17 protein-coding genes and 2 pseudogenes are annotated in these 17945 nt (G+C 60.2%); 15 read left to right on the top strand and 4 right to left on the bottom strand.

The genetic code is table 11. The features are described 5' to 3' along the window. Window positions 1–464 precede the first annotated feature (464 nt). From CDQ91_RS12770 to CDQ91_RS12755, 4 genes and pseudogenes are all read right to left on the bottom strand, one after another. Window positions 465–1612, bottom strand: a protein-coding gene (locus CDQ91_RS12770) for an IS3 family transposase (RefSeq protein ID WP_088473103.1) whose coding sequence is annotated in 2 segments (ribosomal slippage) — window positions 465–1354 and window positions 1354–1612 — 1149 coding nt in all. Because the reading frame shifts where the segments join, the coding sequence is not laid out codon by codon here. Between the two features lie 558 nt (window positions 1613–2170). Further along, window positions 2171–2431, bottom strand: a pseudogene (locus tag CDQ91_RS12765) (Mu transposase domain-containing protein); the annotation flags it as partial. Between the two features lie 616 nt (window positions 2432–3047). Continuing rightward, window positions 3048–3386 carry an ArsR/SmtB family transcription factor gene (locus CDQ91_RS12760; protein WP_088473102.1) on the bottom strand — a complete coding sequence of 113 codons (339 nt, stop codon included), beginning with the start codon at window positions 3384–3386 and terminating at the stop codon, window positions 3048–3050. Beyond that, window positions 3383–4051, bottom strand: a complete 669-nt coding sequence (locus CDQ91_RS12755) for a peroxiredoxin (RefSeq protein WP_237245968.1) — start codon at window positions 4049–4051, stop codon at window positions 3383–3385. The genes CDQ91_RS12760 and CDQ91_RS12755 overlap by 4 nt, the downstream gene beginning before the upstream one ends. A 74-nt stretch (window positions 4052–4125) precedes the next feature. Here CDQ91_RS12755 and CDQ91_RS12750 point away from each other — a divergent pair, with 74 nt between their 5' ends. From CDQ91_RS12750 to CDQ91_RS12685, 15 genes and pseudogenes are all read left to right on the top strand, one after another. Beyond that, window positions 4126–5055 carry an MBL fold metallo-hydrolase gene (locus tag CDQ91_RS12750; protein ID WP_088473101.1) on the top strand — a complete coding sequence of 310 codons (930 nt, stop codon included), beginning with the start codon at window positions 4126–4128 and terminating at the stop codon, window positions 5053–5055. Next, a complete protein-coding gene (locus tag CDQ91_RS12745; RefSeq protein ID WP_088473100.1) occupies window positions 5052–5498 on the top strand; it encodes a YeeE/YedE family protein in 447 nt (148 codons plus the stop codon). The genes CDQ91_RS12750 and CDQ91_RS12745 overlap by 4 nt, the downstream gene beginning before the upstream one ends. Then, window positions 5495–5917 (top strand): DUF6691 family protein, encoded by a 423-nt coding sequence (locus tag CDQ91_RS12740; protein WP_174688505.1) that lies wholly within the window; start codon window positions 5495–5497, stop codon window positions 5915–5917. The genes CDQ91_RS12745 and CDQ91_RS12740 overlap by 4 nt, the downstream gene beginning before the upstream one ends. Further along, window positions 5914–6327 (top strand): protein tyrosine phosphatase family protein, encoded by a 414-nt coding sequence (locus CDQ91_RS12735; protein ID WP_088473099.1) that lies wholly within the window; start codon window positions 5914–5916, stop codon window positions 6325–6327. The genes CDQ91_RS12740 and CDQ91_RS12735 overlap by 4 nt, the downstream gene beginning before the upstream one ends. 25 nt (window positions 6328–6352) lie before the next feature. Next, complete coding sequence (locus CDQ91_RS12730; protein ID WP_088473098.1) at window positions 6353–7585, top strand: NAD(P)/FAD-dependent oxidoreductase; 1233 nt, start codon at window positions 6353–6355, stop codon at window positions 7583–7585. Window positions 7586–7587: 2 nt separating this feature from the next. Next, window positions 7588–9408, top strand: a complete 1821-nt coding sequence (locus CDQ91_RS12725) for a SulP family inorganic anion transporter (RefSeq protein WP_237245967.1) — start codon at window positions 7588–7590, stop codon at window positions 9406–9408. Further along, window positions 9408–9563 (top strand): hypothetical protein, encoded by a 156-nt coding sequence (locus CDQ91_RS21305; protein ID WP_158213673.1) that lies wholly within the window; start codon window positions 9408–9410, stop codon window positions 9561–9563. The genes CDQ91_RS12725 and CDQ91_RS21305 overlap by 1 nt, the downstream gene beginning before the upstream one ends. A gap of 3 nt (window positions 9564–9566) precedes the next feature. After that, window positions 9567–11021 carry a cytochrome ubiquinol oxidase subunit I gene (locus CDQ91_RS12720; RefSeq protein ID WP_088473097.1) on the top strand — a complete coding sequence of 485 codons (1455 nt, stop codon included), beginning with the start codon at window positions 9567–9569 and terminating at the stop codon, window positions 11019–11021. Beyond that, window positions 11011–12018: a cytochrome d ubiquinol oxidase subunit II gene (gene cydB / locus CDQ91_RS12715; RefSeq protein WP_088473096.1), complete on the top strand. Its 1008-nt coding sequence runs from the start codon at window positions 11011–11013 to the stop codon at window positions 12016–12018. Before CDQ91_RS12720 ends, cydB begins: the two co-directional genes overlap by 11 nt. Continuing rightward, a complete protein-coding gene (locus CDQ91_RS12710) occupies window positions 11967–12140 on the top strand; it encodes a DUF2474 domain-containing protein (RefSeq protein ID WP_336579918.1) in 174 nt (57 codons plus the stop codon). Before cydB ends, CDQ91_RS12710 begins: the two co-directional genes overlap by 52 nt. 225 nt (window positions 12141–12365) lie before the next feature. Next, the gene (locus CDQ91_RS12705; protein ID WP_088473094.1) at window positions 12366–12995 is read left to right on the top strand and encodes a peroxiredoxin; all 630 of its coding nucleotides are present in this window, start codon (window positions 12366–12368) and stop codon (window positions 12993–12995) included. Between the two features lie 77 nt (window positions 12996–13072). Further along, window positions 13073–14425, top strand: coding sequence for an MBL fold metallo-hydrolase (locus CDQ91_RS12700; RefSeq protein ID WP_088473093.1), 1353 nt, complete (start codon window positions 13073–13075; stop codon window positions 14423–14425). Further along, window positions 14418–14813 (top strand): class I SAM-dependent methyltransferase, encoded by a 396-nt coding sequence (locus CDQ91_RS12695; RefSeq protein WP_088473092.1) that lies wholly within the window; start codon window positions 14418–14420, stop codon window positions 14811–14813. The genes CDQ91_RS12700 and CDQ91_RS12695 overlap by 8 nt, the downstream gene beginning before the upstream one ends. Before the next feature lie 83 nt (window positions 14814–14896). After that, window positions 14897–15100 (top strand): annotated as a pseudogene (locus CDQ91_RS12690) (acetyl-CoA hydrolase/transferase C-terminal domain-containing protein); the annotation flags it as partial. Window positions 15101–15131: 31 nt separating this feature from the next. Beyond that, complete coding sequence (locus tag CDQ91_RS12685; RefSeq protein ID WP_088473091.1) at window positions 15132–17945, top strand: cation-translocating P-type ATPase; 2814 nt, start codon at window positions 15132–15134, stop codon at window positions 17943–17945.

Genomic DNA, 17945 nt, shown 5'->3' with positions numbered 1-17945 from the left:
AGCAAGTCAAGCTGCCTCGGCCGGCAGGGCCAGGGCCGGCGCGCCTTGGTGCAAGGGTAATATTTCCCGGAAGGTAGCAGCTCCCTTTGGCGAAACCATCACAAGGGACAGCGCCTCGAAGCGAGAGAAAGGGGACGGCTAGATGAAATCGATACAATTGGCAGTGGTCGTCGCGCTCGCTGTGACCACCTGTCCGGCTGCCGCCGCTGCTCAAACGGTCACGGCAGAATCGCCGCATGAAGTAACGTTCAGCCCACAGATCCTTGATCGTGAAAACCACTGTATCGTTGGCTTTTCTGTCACTTATCCGAAGGAAGTCGCGCCACATAGCCGTCACGTTCGCATAACCACGCTCTGGTCAGAGGCGAGCCAGGACAACCCCTGGCCTATCCCTTCGCTTGGAGCGCCTGATAGCTTCGTCCACTGGCCTGCTGCCGGTTTGATGGACGCCGAGATAAGTTCATTCAGGCTACCCCAGCTTCACGTTCGAAGTCGATGGGACTGAGGTAACCCAGGGTCGAGTGACGCCGGGTCGGGTTGTAGAAGCATTCGATATAATCGAACACGTCGGCCTTCGCCTGCGCCCTCGTGCGGTAGATTTTCTTCCCGATCCGCTCGGTCTTGAGCGAGGAGAAGAAGCTCTCCATGGCGGCATTATCCCATACATTGCCGGACCGGCTCATCGAGCAGGTAACCCCATTATCGGCCATCAGCCGCTGGAACTGCTCGCTGGTATATTGGCTTCCCTGATCCGAGTGATGCAGCAGCGCGTCGGGTTTGCCACGCCGCCAGATCGCCATGATCAGCGCATCGGTGACGAGCTGGGCTGTCATGGTGGCGCTCATCGACCATCCGACTACCCGGCGCGAGAACAGGTCGATCACCGCAGCAACGTAGAGCCATCCTTCGGCCGTCCAGATATAGGTGAAGTCTGCGACCCACTTCTGGTTCGGCCTGTCTGCCGTGAACTGGCGATCCAGCACATTGCCGGCGATGACCGACCGCTCGCCATGATCCTTGGGAAGCCCGCGTCGCCGCGGCCTTGCTCGCAGACCCTGCGCCCGCATCAGTCGTTCGATCCGGTGCAAGCCGCAGGATACCCCGTCGGCCAGCAGATCGTGCCAGACACGGCGCGCACCATAGGTGCGATAACTTCCTACATGGCTGGCACGGACCTTGGCACCGATCACCTCGTCGTCGCGGGCACGCTGCGACGGCGGGCGGATCAGCCAGGCATGGAAACCGCTTCGCGAGACACCGAGCGCCCCGCACATCCATGCCACCGGCCAGATCCCTCGGTGCTTCGCGATGAACTGGAACTTCATATCGAGTCCCTCGCGAAGTAGGCGGCGGCTTTTTTTAGGATGTCGCGTTCCGCCTTCAGCTTGGCCAGCTCGCGCCGCAGGCGATCGATCTCCATCTGCTCCGGCTTCATCTGACCGTGACCGGGAAAGGCATGACCCGGATCGGCGGCAAGCTCCCGGACCCATTTACGCAGCACGTTCGCATGCACATCCAGATCGCGCGACGCCTGGGCGATCGTCACCCCGCGTTCGCGGACCATCCTCACCGCCTCAAGCTTGAACTCGCGGCTGAACTTCCTTCTTTGCATTGTGGACCTCCGATAGGTGGAAACACCCTATCTCGGTGTCCACCAAACCGGCAGCAGGCCACACAATGACGACGGCACCATTACCTTTTCTGGCGGAGTGAACGAGAGTGTCGGTGGGTGTGACCCTGAACTGACCGCTCGCACATTGGCAATCGGCCCCTGTGCAGACGGCGAATGCCCTCCAGCACGCTTCGTCCCGGATGAGGCGGCCGCGAGCCTGGGGCTTCACGAAGCGGAGTATTGAAGAGCTAGACTTAGCCTTGAAGGTATCGCGCACCGTCGTTTCTCCACAAAGGGCCAACCGTGAACGCACCACAAATATTTGGTCAGCGCCAAGCCCCAAAAGACTGGAAGATATCGGCCTTTTTGCTCTGGTCTTTTTAATGATGTTCGTCAGCGCTGTCCGGCGCCTGATTTGCGTAATGGAAACATAGCGTCGAGCTTCGACACCCTCATTGGTCGGGAGAGTGCACTCCCACGATGATTATTTCGGGTGAAGATCCTGCGAGTAGACCCCACCCAAAAATCCCCGCCCTTTCCGGCTGGGCCCCGAATGCCCTCAGGGTAGACCCGCAGGCTCACCGGTCGGTTGGCGAAGGAGGCCGGCACCGAGTACCGGTTGCGCTCGAAGTTCACGAGGCAAGTCGGCGATACCCGCTTGGTGTGCTCGACGAAGCCGTCGAAGGTCCGCCCCAGCGGCATCAGGCTGGCGGCCTCCGCGGCATGCACATCGGCGACAGTGCCGGGCAGAACGCCATGCTGGATATGGCCCCATTGCGCGATGCATTGTGCCTCGAGCCAGGCATTGAGTGCATCGATATACTGATCAAACCACAGGCTGATGCAAGGAGGCATAACGAGCATTCTGCTAGGCCGAAGTCTTCCTCTATATGGTGGATCAAAGCCCCAAGAACGGTCCCTTCCGGTCGTATACCGAACCGAATGCCCCCATCGTGCCTCCGGATACTTTCCAGGTCGTCCGCATACATTAGTGCGCGGACCACCTTTATGAGATGGAGGAGGGACTTGCGTTTCCGATCTATACCGTTGGGCACATGACATATTTTATCTGCACCGCCTGAAAATACCCCCATCGATACCCCCAAGCCCGAAAGGCATATTAGGTTATCCACCGAATCTCGAGTGTCTCTTCACTTAGGCCACCGATAGTGCCTTCGCTTAATGTCGGATTTGCCCTGATTGGTCCGGTGCTGAACACATCGTGAGGGTGTGTTCGAACGTGATTACATCCGCCGATCCGAACGCAGGCCGAGGAGGATCGCCGTCCACCAGCTTCGCGTCACCAGCGTTCTGCGCGAGGCCGACGTCCGCATCAGGATGGATGGCAGGGGCCGGTGGAGGTCTATCGGCGGACGGTGATTAGCTGAACACAGCCGCCAAACTGTCCAAGAAGGCGGCATCACCTCACCTGTGATTATCCCATTTTTGCAAAATTGGCTACTCCAGGAGTCGGCTGCCGCGACTGACGCACCGGCCCGGCGGACAGTCCGCCGAGCCCTCCCGTCGCACTCACGACCTTCGCGAGCCTGCTGTCGTCGATCCGATAATAGACAAGCTTGGCGTCCTTGCGGGTTTTTACCAGCCCTGCATTTCGCAGTACCGCCAAGTGTTGGGAAAGGGTCGGCTGGCCAATATCGGCAGCTTCGTCGATCTCGCCCACATTGCGTTCGGCACCAGTGAGCGCCTGCATGATACGCAGACGCACCGGATGGGCGAGAGCCTTCAGAACATCGACCAGCTCTTCGTCGGTCATTTCCGCGATCCCCGCTTGACTTCCTTCATGAACCAATCGGTGTGGCCTTTCGCGGAGAAGACGCTATCGAGCGAGGCATCGGGCTGAACCAGCAAGGCCTCGCCCGGCACCCAGTTTGCAGGGGCCAGAACGGGACCGTCATCGACTGCCTGGAGCGCATCGAGGGTCCGCAGCATCTCGGGTGTCGATCGCCCGACGTTGGCTGGATAGCAGGTCATCGCGCGAATGACCCCGGCTGGATCGATAAAGAATGTCGTACGCACAGTCGCGCTGTCGTTATCATGCGGCGCCACCATCCCGTAAGCCCGGCCGATTACGAGTGTCGGATCCTCAACGATCGGAAAGCGCACTTCGATGTCGTAGCGATCACGGATAAGTCTCAGCCAGGCAAAATGCGAGAACAGGCTGTCCACCGAGAGAGCCAACAGCGCGCAGTCGCGCCTTTCGAACTCGTCCGCTGAACCAGCCAGAGCGACGAATTCGGTGGTGCAGACGGGCGTAAAATCGGCGGGATGCGAGAACAGAATCAACCACCGCCCTCGGTAGTCGGAGAGGCGAACATCTCCGGTCGTGCTTCGCGCCGAAAAGTCCGGAGCCACATCTCCGATACGCAGACCGGCGCAGGGTACCTCTCGCTCGGCGGCAGGTTCGATCATCTCACTCATCACGCCTTCATACCACTTGACAAGAGAATAGCAACACATATAACTAATTTATGTAATTATTTGGAGATGCAGTCATGTCTGACGATCCGAAACTTGAGCTTGCCGCCGCACAGATCGGACGGGCGCAGGCCGAGAAATGCCTGCGCCCGTCGATTGCGGGGTTCTTTGACGAAGCCACGAACACCATATCTTATGTGGTGCATGATCCCAGAACCCATGAAGCAGCGATTATCGACTCGGTACTGGATTTCGAGGCGGCCTCCGGGCGCACCTCGAATGGCTCTGCGGATCGGATAATCGAATACATCACTTCCAATAATCTGAAAGTGATCTGGCTTATCGAGACCCACGCCCATGCAGATCATATTTCGGCCGCCCCCTACCTGCAGGAACGGCTCGGCGGGAAACTTACTATCGGTCGCGATATCATCCGCGTGCAGGAAGTTTTTGGCAAACTGTTCAATGCGGGAACCGATTTTGAACGCGACGGGTCGCAGTTCGACAAGCTGTTCGACGATGGCGAAACCTTCAAGGTCGGCGAATTGGAAGGTATCGCCCTACATGTCCCCGGCCATACACCTGCCGACATGGCCTTCATCATCGGCGATGCCGCTTTCGTGGGTGATACGATCTTCATGCCGGATTTCGGGACCGCGCGTGCTGACTTCCCGGGGGGCGATGCACATCAGCTCTATCGCTCGATCCGCCGCCTGCTCTCGCTTCCGGACGAAACCCGGCTCTTCCTGTGCCACGATTACAAGGCGCCGGGCCGCGACGAATACGCATGGGAGACAACCGTCCGACAGCAGCGCGAAGAGAACGTGCACATCAAGGACGGGGTGAGCGAAGAGGACTTCGTAAAGATGCGGACGACCCGCGACAAGACGCTCGCCATGCCGAACCTGATCATGCCTTCGGTGCAGGTCAATATCCGCGGGGGACGTTTGCCCGATCCCGAAGACAACGGCGTGAGCTACATTAAGATTCCGGTCAACGCCGTATGACGCTTCCCGGTTTTCCCGAAGCCGCGCCGCTCGCCGGATTGGCGGGCGGTGTGCTCATTGGCCTTGCCGCCGCGCTGATGCTGCTGGCGTTGGGTCGGATCGCTGGCGTCTCCGGGCTCGCCGCCAAGGCGGTCGGACTTGGCGGTAGCGGCATCGCGCGCAGCGGCGCGTGGATGTTCGTTATCGGGCTTCCGCTCGGTGCATTAATCGTGGTGCTGGCATCGGGCGGCCTTCAGGCCAGCTTTGCCAACCCGGTCACACTGGCAATCGCCGGACTGCTTGTAGGAATAGGGACGCGCCTGGGTAGTGGCTGCACCAGCGGCCACGGTGTCTGCGGTGTCAGCCGACTATCCTCCCGTTCAATAGTCGCGACCATCACCTTCATGGCAGCCGGAATCGCAACCGTCGCCATCATGAACATTCTGGGTGTGGAGGTGCTATGATGCGCACTGGTATTGCGTCCCTCGCTTCCGGCACCTTGTTCGGCGCGGGTCTCGCACTAGGCGGGATGACCGATCCGGCACGTGTGCGCGGGTTTCTTGACATCTTTGGTGATTGGGATCCAACGCTCGCCTTCGTCATGGGCGGTGCGGTGATCGTGATGGCCATCGCCTGGCGTATCGTGCCGCGCATGGCGGAACCCATCATCGCCGAGCAGTTTCACCTGCCAACGAAATCGGATCTGACCCCGCGCCTGATAGGCGGTGCCGTTCTCTTCGGAGTCGGCTGGGGGATCGCTGGGCTGTGCCCGGGGCCGGGCATTGCTGCGCTCGTCATCGAACCTGCGGCTGCCGCGATCTTTGTCATTGCAATGCTTGCCGGCATGGCAGCCGTGCGGATTGCGGAAGGTGCCTCATCATGAAGCTCGCAAATGTGACCGAGACATTCGCGGTCTCGCCCCAACTCCGGCCCGACGACTTGCAGAAACTGACCGAGGCCGGTTACGACACAGTCATCTGCAACAGGCTCGACCGCGAAGAACCCGGCCAACCTACTGTCGCGACGATGCGAGATGCCGCAGAGGTCGCAGGCCTAGCCTTTCATCACATTCCGGTTACAGGCGGCGAGTTTCCCGAAGTCGCGGTCAGAGCCTTCGCCAAGGTTCGCGAAAAGGCGGATGGCAAGGTGCTGGCCTATTGCCGCACCGGCACACGCTCAATCACGCTCGATGCGCTCGCGAACGTCGAAAATGCAAGCGCCGATGAGCGCATCGAACGTGCACAGCGCGCGGGCTACGATCTGTCCGCCCTGCGCGAACGGCTCGACCAATAATCAGAAAATTACTGGAGAGTTTGTCATGGCACAGAAGCTGCAACACGAAGTCGTCATAATAGGCGGAGGTTCGGCAGGGATCGCGACCGCTTCGTCGATGCTGAAACGACGTCCTTCGCTCGACCTCGCGATCATCGAGCCCAGCGAGGATCACTATTACCAACCGGGCTGGACCATGGTGGGCGGCGGCGTCTTTGACGCCCCGGTCACGCGGCGCGATATGTCCAGCGTCATGCCTGACCGTGCGACATGGCTGCGGCAGGCTGCGGCCTCCTTTCAGCCGGAAAACAATCAAGTCACGCTCGCTGATGGCAGCACCATTGCCTACAAAATACTCATTGTAACACCCGGCATTCGCCTAGCGTGGGAAAAGATCGAAGGATTGGAGAGCGCGCTCGGCAAGAATGGGGTCACGTCCAATTATCGTTATGATCTAGCGCCTTACACCTGGGAACTGGTCCGCAATCTCAAGTCTGGTAGGGCGATCTTCCATCAACCGTCCATGCCGATCAAATGCGCCGGCGCACCGCAAAAGGCGATGTATCTGGCCTGCGACGCATGGATGGATCGCGGCGTCCTGAACAACATCGATGTCGAATTTCGCAACGCCGGTGGCGTGTTGTTCGGCGTCAAGGAATACGTCCCAGCGCTGATGGAGTATGTCGAGAAATACGGCATCGACCTGAAACTCAATCAGACGCTGATCTCTGTGGACGGGCCCGGTCAGAAGGCTGTTTTCAAAACCGAAGCTGGTGAGGAAACTGTCGAATTCGACATGCTTCACGCGGTGCCTCCGCAGGTTGCCCCGCAGTTTGTCGCCGACAGCCCGCTTGCCAACGCAGACAGCGGCTTCGTCGATATCGACAAGTTCACGCTCCAGCACGTCCGCTACTCCAATGTTTTCGGCGCAGGCGATGCCGGGTCCACGCCCAACGCAAAGACCGCAGCTGCTGCGCGAAAGCAGGCGCCGATCGTTGCGGTCAATGCGCTCGCCGCGCTGGACGCAAAGGAGCCCGTCGCGGACTACGATGGATATGGCTCATGCCCGCTGACTGTTGAACGCGGAAAAGTCGTACTCGCCGAATTCGGCTATGATGGAAAACTCCTGCCCAGCTTCCCGAACTGGTTGATCGACGGCACACGACCCCGCACGCTGAGCTGGCTTCTGAAATCAAAGGCACTGCCATGGATATACTGGAACGGCATGCTCAAAGGGCATGAGTGGTTGGTCAAACCGCAGATCAAGAAGGCGGCGTAACCGTGGACGACAGCACCTCCGATACGGTTTCCAAGCCGTCCGGCTTGACGCGCCAGCGCAAGCCCGGGCTGTTGTCGCAATACCTACCCGTCCTTGAATGGGGCCGCACCTATAATGGATCGGTTCTGACCAACGATCTGGTCGCAGCGGTCATCGTCACGATCATGCTGATCCCGCAGAGCCTCGCCTATGCGCTACTCGCGGGACTGCCGCCGGTGGTCGGCCTCTATGCCTCGATCCTGCCACTGGTGGCCTATGCCATCTTCGGCACAAGCCGCACGCTCGCGGTCGGGCCTGTTGCCGTCGTTTCGCTGATGACGGCCAGCGCGGCGGGGGCAGTGGCTGCGCAAGGCACCGCGCTCTATCTCGAAGCGGCAATCACCCTGGCGGCGCTATCGGGTGTGATGCTTGCGGTGCTCGGTTTCCTTCGCATGGGTTTCCTCGCCAACCTGCTGTCCCACCCGGTCATCAGCGGCTTCATCACCGCCAGCGGTATCCTGATCGCGACCAGCCAGCTTAAGCACATCCTCGGCGTATCGGCCGGTGGCGACACTTGGCCGCAAATGCTGCGGGGGCTGACCTCCTCTATCGACGCGATCAGCCTTCCGACACTGACCATCGGCATTCCCGCAACCCTGTTCCTGTTCTGGGTCCGCAAGGGCCTGAAGCCCGCGCTGGTCAAACTGGGCCTCAGTCCTCGCGCGGCGGACATATCGGCCAAGGCAGGGCCGGTCGTAGCCGTCGTTCTCACGATCCTGGCCGTCATTGCATTCGATCTCGGAGAGCGCGGCGTCAATCTGGTGGGCGCGATCCCGCAAGGCCTCCCGCCCTTTGCCCTGCCTTCCACCGATCCCGGCCTCATCGGCCAGCTTTGGGTGCCAGCACTGCTGATCTCGATCATCGGCTTCGTCGAAAGCGTGTCCGTAGCGCAGACCCTCGCGGCAAAGCGGCGCCAGCGGATAGCGCCGAACCAGGAACTGATCGGGCTTGGTGCCTCCAACATCGCCAGCGCTTTTTCCGGCGGATATCCCGTCACCGGCGGTTTCGCCCGCTCAGTCGTCAATTTCGACGCCGGTGCGGAGACCCCGGCGGCTGGGGCCTACACCGCCGTAGGCATAGCGCTGGCCGGCCTATTCCTCACGCCGCTCCTATTCAACCTGCCCATCGCAACCCTGGCTGCCACAATCATTGTCGCAGTCCTCAGCCTTGTCGACCTCAAGACACCAAGGCAATTATGGAACTATTCGAAGGCCGATTTCGCCGCGCATATGGTGACGATTGTCATCACGCTGCTCGCGGGTGTCGAGATGGGCGTGATCGCGGGAGTCGGAGTGGGCCTGCTGCTCTATCTCTGGAGAGCGAGCCGGCCGCATGCCGCCATCGTCGGCCGCGTTCCTGAAACCGAACACTTCCGCAATGTCGATCGGCACAAGGTCTTCACGGTGCCGCATGTCCTTTCGATCCGGATCGACGAAAGCCTGACCTATCTCAACGCACGCTGGCTGGAAGAATATGTGTTGGAGGAGATCGCTGATCGCCCTGATGTGCGCCACGTGATCCTGATGTGTAGCGCGGTGAACGAAATCGATGCTTCAGGCCTCGAGAGCCTGGAAGCCATCAACCACCGCCTCACCGACGCCGGGATCGGCCTGCACCTTTCAGAAGTGAAGGGACCGGTCATGGACCGGCTGAAGCGGACGCATTTCGTCGAGGAATTGAATGGCCAAGTCTTCCTGTCGCAAAACCGCGCTTTCCGCGAACTTGCGGTCAATGGCGGCATACCCGCGGAGCCTATCGCAGACGCCGCGAGGGGAATGATCTGATGCCCGCCCTATCCAACAAGGATGCGCGCTGCCGCGAGATCGAGGCTCTGATCGCGTCCGGGAAATGGGTCTGCGAGAGCTGCCGGGAAATCGAGATTTCAGAAAAGACGTTCTACCGCTGGCGCAGGGCAAGCGCCGACAAGCAAAACGGATAGATCATGTTTGAGCAATTCGACGCCTTGTTGTTGGCCCGCATCCAGTTCGCCTTTACGGTAAGCTTCCACTTCATCTTTCCGGCTTTTTCGATCGGACTAGCCAGCTATCTTGCCGTTCTGGAAGGGCTGTGGCTCAAGACCGGCAAGACGATCTATCTCGACCTGTTCAAATATTGGCTGAAAATCTTTGCGATCGCCTTCGCTATGGGTGTCGTGTCGGGTATCGTCATGTCCTACCAGTTCGGGACAAACTGGTCGGTCTTTTCCGATATCGCCGGACCTGTGATCGGGCCACTGATGGCCTATGAGGTCCTGACAGCCTTCTTCCTCGAAGCAGGCTTCCTGGGGGTCATGCTGTTCGGCATGAACAAGGTCGGCAAGAAGTTGCACTTCGCAGCCACGCTGATGGTCGCGCTGGGCACATTCATCAGCGCCTTCTGGATTCTGTCGGTCAACAGCTGGATGCAGACACCCGTAGGCTACGAAATCGGCGCGAGCGGCCAATACCTGCCGGGCGAAAGCTGGTGGGATATCGTGTTCAATCCGAGCTTCCCCTACCGCCTCGTTCACACGGTTATCGCGGCCTATCTCACGACCGCCTTCGTGGTCGGCGGGGTCGGGGCATGGCATCTGCTGAAGGACCGGACGAACGCCCACGCACGCAAAATGTTCTCAATGGCCATGTGGATGGCGACCATCGTCGCACCTATCCAGATCTTTGCGGGCGACATGCACGGGCTCAACACGTTGGAGCATCAGCCGCAGAAGGTCATGGCGATGGAGGGGCATTTCGAGAGCCACCCTGATGGCGCGCCGCTTATCCTGTTCGGAATTCCGAACAGCGAGGAAAAACGAGTGGACTACGCAATCGAAGTTCCGAAGGCATCCTCACTTATCCTGAAGCACGACCTTAACGCTCCGCTGGCGGGACTGGATACGATCCCGGACGACGAGGAACCGCCGGTCGGCATCGTTTTCTGGTCCTTCCGCATAATGGTGGGCATTGGCTTCGCGATGCTCGGTCTAGGGCTGTGGAGCCTGGTGGCACGCTTCCGCAAAAAACTCTACGACAGGCCCATGCTGCACCGCGCGGCTCTGGTCATGGCGCCCAGCGGGTTCGTCGCGGTCATCGCCGGATGGATCACCACCGAAGTCGGTCGCCAACCTTATGTAATCTACAACCTGCTACGAACGGCGGATGCGGCAAGCCCGCTCGATGCGCCCGCTGTTGCTGCCTCTCTCCTTGCTTTCGTGGTCGTCTACTTCGCGGTTTTCGGCGCGGGTGTCTGGTACATCCTGCACCTGATGCACAAACCGCCCCATACGGGCGAAGTCGGGGTCAAGCGTGGCGACAAGGGGCCGATCCGTACAGCTGGCATCACGCCAGGCCCGTCCCAGAATCCGGGCGATCCCGATACATTGCCACGCGATCATGAGGAGGCGACCAATGGCCGTTAACGTGGACCTGACGACCATCTGGGCGTTCATCATTGCCTTCGCCGTGTTCGCCTATGTCATTATGGACGGCTTCGATCTCGGTATTGGCATCCTGTTCCCGACCTTCGAGGTCGGACTGGAACGCGACCGCGCTATGAATTCGATCGCGCCGGTCTGGGATGGCAACGAGACCTGGCTGGTGCTAGGCGGCGGAGGGCTGTTTGCTGCATTCCCATTGGCCTATGCCATCATACTGCCAGCGACCTATCCGCTTATCATCGCCATGCTGCTGGGTCTCGTTTTTCGCGGCGTGGCCTTCGAATACCGTTGGCGGGACCCCGGTCACCGGAGATACTGGGATGTCGCATTCACCGGCGGTTCGCTGGTTGCTGCCATGGCGCAGGGCATGACGCTCGGGGCGCTCTTGCAAGGCATCGAAGTCGTCGACCGGTCTTATGCTGGTAGCTGGTTCAACTGGCTGACGCCCTACACCCTGCTGACCGGCCTTGGCACCGTGGCGGGCTACGCCCTGCTCGGCGCGACGTGGCTGGTCTGGAAGCTGGAAGGTGAAGGTCAGGATCATGCGCGTTCTCTTGGGAAAAAAGCCGCGTGGGCCACCCTAGTCCTGATGGTCGGGGTCAGCCTCTACAATGTCTTTCTCAATGCCGAATATGCAGAACGCTGGCTCACGGCTCCGGAAATCTATTTCGCCGCACCTGTGCCTATTCTGACAGGGCTGGTCGCGCTGGCGCTACTGCGCGCACTCTCGGTGGAGAGGCACAGCAAGCCCTTCTGGCTTTCTATCGCGCTGTTCTTCTTCGGCATGGCAGGACTGGGCGTCACTATGTGGCCCTATGTGGTGCCGCCCGGCCTGACAATCTGGGAGGCTGCCGCGCCGGAGCGAAGCCAGATCTTCATGCTGGTCGGCGTCGCAATTACGATGCCGCTCATCATCGCCTACACCGCATGGGCCTATTGGGTGTTCCGCGGCAAAGTTACGAACGAGGGCTACCACTGATGAGCGAGACGAAAGAGCGCCCGCTATGCCAACGTTTGGGGTGGATGGCTGGTATATGGCTTGCGAGCGTCACGGTTCTTGGAATCGTCGCTTACGTCATCAGGCTGTGGCTGAAAGGCTGACCTACAGCACGAGACGTCATCTCCTTAGTGCCCTGACCAACTGTTCGGGGCCATCAATTACATTCATGCATTAAACCATGACCCAAATTATCGACTTGATGCCAACGGTTTGCCTCGAAACACCATAATAATGATTTATCGATTAATGCATTCGATAATTTGAATTAGTCGTCTTGGTCGGGGAAGAGTAGAAAGACTGCATCAATCCCAAACGAGGAAATTCCTATGAGCCTTCATATCGGTGATATCGCCCCCGACTTCACCGTCGGCACCCAGAACGGTGAGATCAGCCTCCATGAATGGGCCGGCGACAGTTGGGTTTTCTTCTTCAGCCACCCGGCCGACTTCACGCCCGTTTGCACTACGGAAATGGGCCGCACTGCCCAACTTGCCAGCGAGTTCGACAAACGCAACGTGAAGCCGCTCGGCCTCTCGACCGACACGGCGGAAGAGCACGCCAAATGGATTGAGGACGTCAATGAAACCCAGAACACGAACCTCGTGTTCCCCATCGTGGCGGACGCAGACCTCAAGATCGCAAAGCTCTACGACATGATCCACCCGGATCAGAGCGAAACGGCAGCTGTCCGATCCGTCTTCATCATCGACCCCGATAAAAAGATCCGGCTTACAATGACCTACCCCATGAGCGTGGGCCGCAACTTCGACGAGATACTGCGTGCGATCGATGCTCTTCAGTTCAGCGATAAGCATGGCGTGGCCACGCCCGCTGATTGGCGCGAAGGCAAGGAAGCCATCATTCCGCCCTCGGTCTCCGATGAAGACGCGAAATCCCGCTTTCCGCAGGGCTTCACCACACTGCGCCCCTACCTGCGCACGGTCAAAATCGATTGAGCGCGAACCTCATTTGAATTTTTTAACAGCGGGATCGGTTCGCGCCGGTCCCGCTTTTTGCTATCTAGGGAGACAATATGCTGCTCGAAAAAATCAAGACGCCCGGTCTGTCCCACTTGTCCTACCTCATCGGCTCTGGCGGCAAGGCCGCGGTGATCGATCCACGTCGCGACTGCGAATGCTACCTTGAACTGGCGCGCGCGGAGGGGCTGGAAATCACGCACATATTCGAAACTCACCGCAATGAAGATCTGGTTTCCGGCGCGCCGATTCTGAAAGGGATCACCGGCGCACGGGTTCTCCACGGCCCCAACGCTGCAGGCAATGTAGAGTACGCCGAGATCGCACGCGAGGGCGACGAGTTCGAGATCGGCCAACTTAAACTGGAGGTATTGGAAACCCCGGGTCATACGGACGATCATCTCGCTTTCGTACTCCGCGATACGGCCTACCCGCATGGACCAGTGGGGGTTTTCACCGGAGACGCGCTGTTTATCGGCGATGTCGGTCGGACCGATTTCTATCCCGAACGGAAACGCGAAGTGGCTGGACTGCTTTACGATTCTCTCCAGAAAATCCTCGCCCTTGGGGACCAGGTCATCCTCTACCCGGCGCATGGCGCCGGCTCGGTGTGCGGATCGGGAATGGCGGAGCGCGAATTCTCCACCCTGGGTCATGAACGCGTCAACAATCCGCGCCTCCAGTTCGACAGCCGCGATGCGTTTATCGACTTCAAGGTGGAGGAAAATCATTACCGGCCACCCTACTTCCGGCTGATGGAGCGGCTGAACCTTGAAGGTGGGGAGCCTGCACCGCGTGTCACACGTCCGAAACGCCTGTCGCTCGCCGAACTGGAGGGCCTCGACGTCGACCACCTCGTAGACGTGCGCGAGCCACTCGCCTTCGCTTCCGGCCATCTTCTCGGATCGATGAACCTGCCGGTCGGCATGATTTCCGCTTTCGCAGGCTGGTTCATCCGCGAGGGTGAAAGTCTGGCCTTTATCGCCTCCGACGAAGATCAACTCGAAGGGGCGATGACCCACCTCATGCGTATTGCGCTCGACAATGTGAGGGGCGGCTATGTCGGTATCGTGCCCGCTGCAGCACAGGGCCGTACGATGAACGCGATACCGATGATCGACACCGAGGAAGTCGAAAACCGCCTCGACTCCAACCCGGAGGGCTGGACCCTGCTCGATGTGCGCGATGCCGACGAGCGGGCCGAGTCTGCTATCGATGGTTCGCAGCATATCTATGTTGGCGAACTCAACGAGCGATATTCCGAACTCGATCCGAGCAGACGCTACACGCTCATGTGCGCGAGTGGGATGCGCGCAACGGTTGCCGCGGGATGGCTCGCCAGCCGGGGGTTCGATAAACTGGATGTATATCTGGGTTCGATGGGGGCCTGGAAGTCTGTCCATGACTGAGCCCGATCAGGCCACATTCTGGAACGAGCGCTACGCATCGGAAAAGTACTTGTTCGGCACTCAGCCCAATGCATTCCTGGCCAGAGAAGCGCACCGCCTCACGCCTGGATCGAAGATTTTGGCGATAGCCGATGGCGAAGGACGCAACAGCGTGTTCCTAGCGCAGCACGGCCATGATGTTGTCGCAACGGACATATCAGAGCTGGCGATCAACAAGGCACGCAGCTTGGCGAAAAGGCGCGGCGTCGCCGTCGAATATCGGCTGGTCGATCTGACCGGCTGGGACTGGCCGGAGGAGACATTCGACGCGGTAATTGGCATCTTCATCCAGTTCGCCGGGCCTGCTTTGCGTACCCGTATGCTCGGAGGATGCCGAAGGCATGGATGAGAGGCAGCGGCGGTGGCAAGCATTCTTGAATGCTGCCAATGTGGTCTCGGTCAACCAACCTGCCCTGCTACAACCGACTAAACCTTGCCGACCTTCGCGGCTTGAGTCCCAGGCAGCGCGCACCGGTCATCATCGCGAACTGCGCCCATCCGGACTACCGGCCGGCGTTGGCCGACTATCTCGCGCGAGCACGCAAGGATTCCTATGGCCAGCAATCGCCCAGGCTGCTCAAGGAGGCACTGTCTTGGCACCAGCGCTTCATCGCGACGAGCACGATTCTGGCTTAGCGCGCTTGCGTAACCAGAGACGAGAGAGCGCATGGCCGATCCGACCGAGTTGATCGACCTCGACGATCCATCCACCGGATCGCCGGAGGAAGCCGCTTCCGCGCTGGGCGTCGATCCTGCAAAGGGATTGTCCGCGCATGATGCGAGCGAGCGCCTGGCCCGCTTTGGCTCCAACGAACTACGGACGGTAAAGGGGCCGCCGCTGTGGCGCCGTATTCTTGCGCAGTTCCGGGATCCGCTGGTCTACCTCCTCCTCGCAGCGATTGCGGTGGCGCTTGCGATCTGGCTCATCGAGGGGGAGCGGGAGTGGCCTGTCGACGCCTTGGTCATCGCGATTGTCATCCTGCTTAACGCGGTTTTGGGCTTCGTCGAAGAGAGCAAGGCAGCAAGCGCGGTAGCGGCACTTGCGAAGATGACAGCGGTGACCTCGTCGGTAATGCGTGACGGTCGCAGGCAGCGGATACCCGCTAGAGAACTGGTGCCTGGCGACGTGCTGCTGCTCGAGGAGGGCGACGCAGTCGGTGCGGATGCGAGGTTGATCCTGGCGGCCTCGCTGCGCGTTCAGGAGGCATCGCTCACCGGCGAAAGCGAAGCGGTCGCAAAGGATGCGGCCACCCTGCCCGCTCCGGCGGCCCTCGCCGACCGGACTTCGATGGTCTTCAAAGGCACCGCGGTCGCACAGGGCACCGGCCGCGCAATCGTCACCGCCATCGGTATGCGAACCGAGATGGGCCGCATCGCCACCATGCTCGACGAGACACGCGAAGAGGCTACGCCGCTACAGCGCGAAGTGGCTCGGCTGGGGCGGATCCTCGGCACAAGCGTGGTGATCATCGCGGCAGTTGTCATGGCGACGCTGATTATCGTCCAACCGGTCGAGACGCCGAACGACATCGCAACTGTCCTGCTCCTGGGCGTCTCGCTTGCGGTCGCCGCCGTGCCGGAGGGACTGCCGGCGATCTTGTCGCTCGTCCTAGCTCTCGGGGTTCAGCGAATGGCGGCGCACAACGCCGTGGTGAAGAAGCTTTCCTCGGTCGAAACCCTGGGTTCGGCGACGGTCATCTGCTCCGACAAGACAGGTACGCTTACCCGCTCGCAGATGACCATCCAGCGCGTCATCACGGCTTCGGGCGAAAGCCGGGTGACGGGCACGGGCTACTCGCCGCACGGCACTTTCGAGGCGCAAGGCAGTGCATCGCTCGATGACGCGCTGAGGGCGGAGCATATCGTCGTGCTGAGCGGCGGCAGCCTTGCCGGCAACGCCGGTCTTCGCATGCTAGCCGACGGGACCTGGGCCATCGATGGCGATCCGACCGAGGCGGCCTTCCTGGTTGCCGAAAAGAAGTTGGGCGCCGACACCCGACGACAGGCACGGTTCGAACGCACTGCCGAATTGCCCTTCACGTCTGAACGCAAGATGATGTCGACGATCGAGCGCGACCGGGAGCACGGCGGCGAACTCGTGCTGATCGCAAAGGGTGCCCCCGATGTGCTGATGGATCGATGCACGGGCATCCGCGTCGGCATGGACATCCGGCCCTTCGACGACATTGTCCGGGCAAAAGCTCGCGCCGATGTCGAGCGGCTTTCGAATGACGCGCTTCGAACGCTCGCGGTTGCCTATCGTCCGCTTGTTCCCGGCGAAGAGGCAAAGCTGGATGGATCGCTTGAACGCGACCTGATCTTCGTCGGCACGGTGGGCATCATCGATCCTCCGCGCGAAGAGGCCGCCAACGCGATCGCCGAGGCGCAGCGCGCGGGCATTCGTGTCGTTATGATCACCGGCGATCATCCCCGCACTGCTGCTCGGATCGCGGCACAACTTGGAATAACATCGAATGATGCAAGGGTACTGACCGGGACCGACCTCGATGCGCTGGATGACATGCAGTTGGCCCGCGCGGTTCGCGAGACGCAAGTCTATGCGCGGGTTGCGCCGGTTCACAAGCTGCGGATCGTCGATGCCTTGCAGACAGATGGCGAGATCGTCGCAATGACCGGCGATGGGGTGAACGATGCCCCGGCACTCAAGTCTGCGGACATCGGGATCGCGATGGGCCAGACCGGCACCGAAGTGACGAAAGAGGCCGCGAAGATGATCCTGGCCGACGACAATTTCGCCACGATCGTTGCGGCCGTGCGCGAAGGCCGGGCCATCTTCGACAATATACGCAAGTTCCTGCGCTACCTTCTTTCCTCCAACATGGGCGAAGTGCTGACGGTATTCCTGGGCGTTGTCGGCGCGGGGGTCATCGGCCTCGACGATGCGAGCAATGGAACTGGTCTGGTCTTGCCATTGCTGGCAACGCAGATCCTGTGGATAAACCTTATTACCGATTCCGGGCCTGCCCTTGCCATGGGGGTCGACCCGGAGATCGGCGACGTGATGGAGCGCCCGCCCCGCCGGCGCAGCTCGCCTACCATTGATGCGCGGATGTGGCGCGATGTGTTGAGTCTTGGGCTGGTGATGGCGCTAGCCGCCCTTGCGACAATCGACATCTATCTGCCAGGCGGTCTGGTCGAGGGTAGCCATGATATAGACCACGCCCGCACCGCCGGCTTCACTACTTTGGTGTTTGCGCAGCTCTTCAATGCGTTCTGCGCACGATCCGACGTTGTCAGCGCATTTACCCATTGGTTCGCAAACCGCTGGCTATGGGCTGCGGTTCTCCTGTCAGCCTTGCTGCAGGTAGCGGTAATCCATCTTTCGCCACTGAATGCGGCTTTCGGCACGGTTCCGCTGGCGTTGGATGACTGGCTGATCTGCCTGGCCATGGGTAGTGCGGTCCTGTGGTTCAGTGAAGGGCGCAAGCTGCTTCGCCGACGATCGACCATGTCCCTGTGA

Origin of the sequence: Sphingopyxis witflariensis (assembly GCF_002205635.1) — a bacterium.
GTDB classification, from domain to species: domain Bacteria; phylum Pseudomonadota; class Alphaproteobacteria; order Sphingomonadales; family Sphingomonadaceae; genus Sphingopyxis; species Sphingopyxis witflariensis.
Note: the sequence above shows the minus strand (reverse complement) of the source record. Positions and strands in the feature narration are given on the sequence as shown.

Excerpts from the sequence above, each read along its gene's own strand:
- CDQ91_RS12760 (WP_088473102.1), bottom strand. The coding sequence starts at position 3,386 with ATGACCGACGAAGAGCTGGTCGATGTTCTGAAGGCTCTCGCCCATCCG.
- CDQ91_RS12755 (WP_237245968.1), bottom strand. The coding sequence starts at position 4,051 with ATGAGTGAGATGATCGAACCTGCCGCCGAGCGAGAGGTACCCTGCGCC.
- CDQ91_RS12750 (WP_088473101.1), top strand. The coding sequence starts at position 4,126 with ATGTCTGACGATCCGAAACTTGAGCTTGCCGCCGCACAGATCGGACGG.
- CDQ91_RS12745 (WP_088473100.1), top strand. The coding sequence starts at position 5,052 with ATGACGCTTCCCGGTTTTCCCGAAGCCGCGCCGCTCGCCGGATTGGCG.
- CDQ91_RS12740 (WP_174688505.1), top strand. The coding sequence starts at position 5,495 with ATGATGCGCACTGGTATTGCGTCCCTCGCTTCCGGCACCTTGTTCGGC.
- CDQ91_RS12735 (WP_088473099.1), top strand. The coding sequence starts at position 5,914 with ATGAAGCTCGCAAATGTGACCGAGACATTCGCGGTCTCGCCCCAACTC.
- CDQ91_RS12730 (WP_088473098.1), top strand. The coding sequence starts at position 6,353 with ATGGCACAGAAGCTGCAACACGAAGTCGTCATAATAGGCGGAGGTTCG.
- CDQ91_RS21305 (WP_158213673.1), top strand. The coding sequence starts at position 9,408 with ATGCCCGCCCTATCCAACAAGGATGCGCGCTGCCGCGAGATCGAGGCT.
- CDQ91_RS12720 (WP_088473097.1), top strand. The coding sequence starts at position 9,567 with ATGTTTGAGCAATTCGACGCCTTGTTGTTGGCCCGCATCCAGTTCGCC.
- cydB (WP_088473096.1), top strand. The coding sequence starts at position 11,011 with ATGGCCGTTAACGTGGACCTGACGACCATCTGGGCGTTCATCATTGCC.
- CDQ91_RS12710 (WP_336579918.1), top strand. The coding sequence starts at position 11,967 with ATGGGCCTATTGGGTGTTCCGCGGCAAAGTTACGAACGAGGGCTACCA.
- CDQ91_RS12705 (WP_088473094.1), top strand. The coding sequence starts at position 12,366 with ATGAGCCTTCATATCGGTGATATCGCCCCCGACTTCACCGTCGGCACC.
- CDQ91_RS12700 (WP_088473093.1), top strand. The coding sequence starts at position 13,073 with ATGCTGCTCGAAAAAATCAAGACGCCCGGTCTGTCCCACTTGTCCTAC.
- CDQ91_RS12695 (WP_088473092.1), top strand. The coding sequence starts at position 14,418 with ATGACTGAGCCCGATCAGGCCACATTCTGGAACGAGCGCTACGCATCG.
- CDQ91_RS12685 (WP_088473091.1), top strand. The coding sequence starts at position 15,132 with ATGGCCGATCCGACCGAGTTGATCGACCTCGACGATCCATCCACCGGA.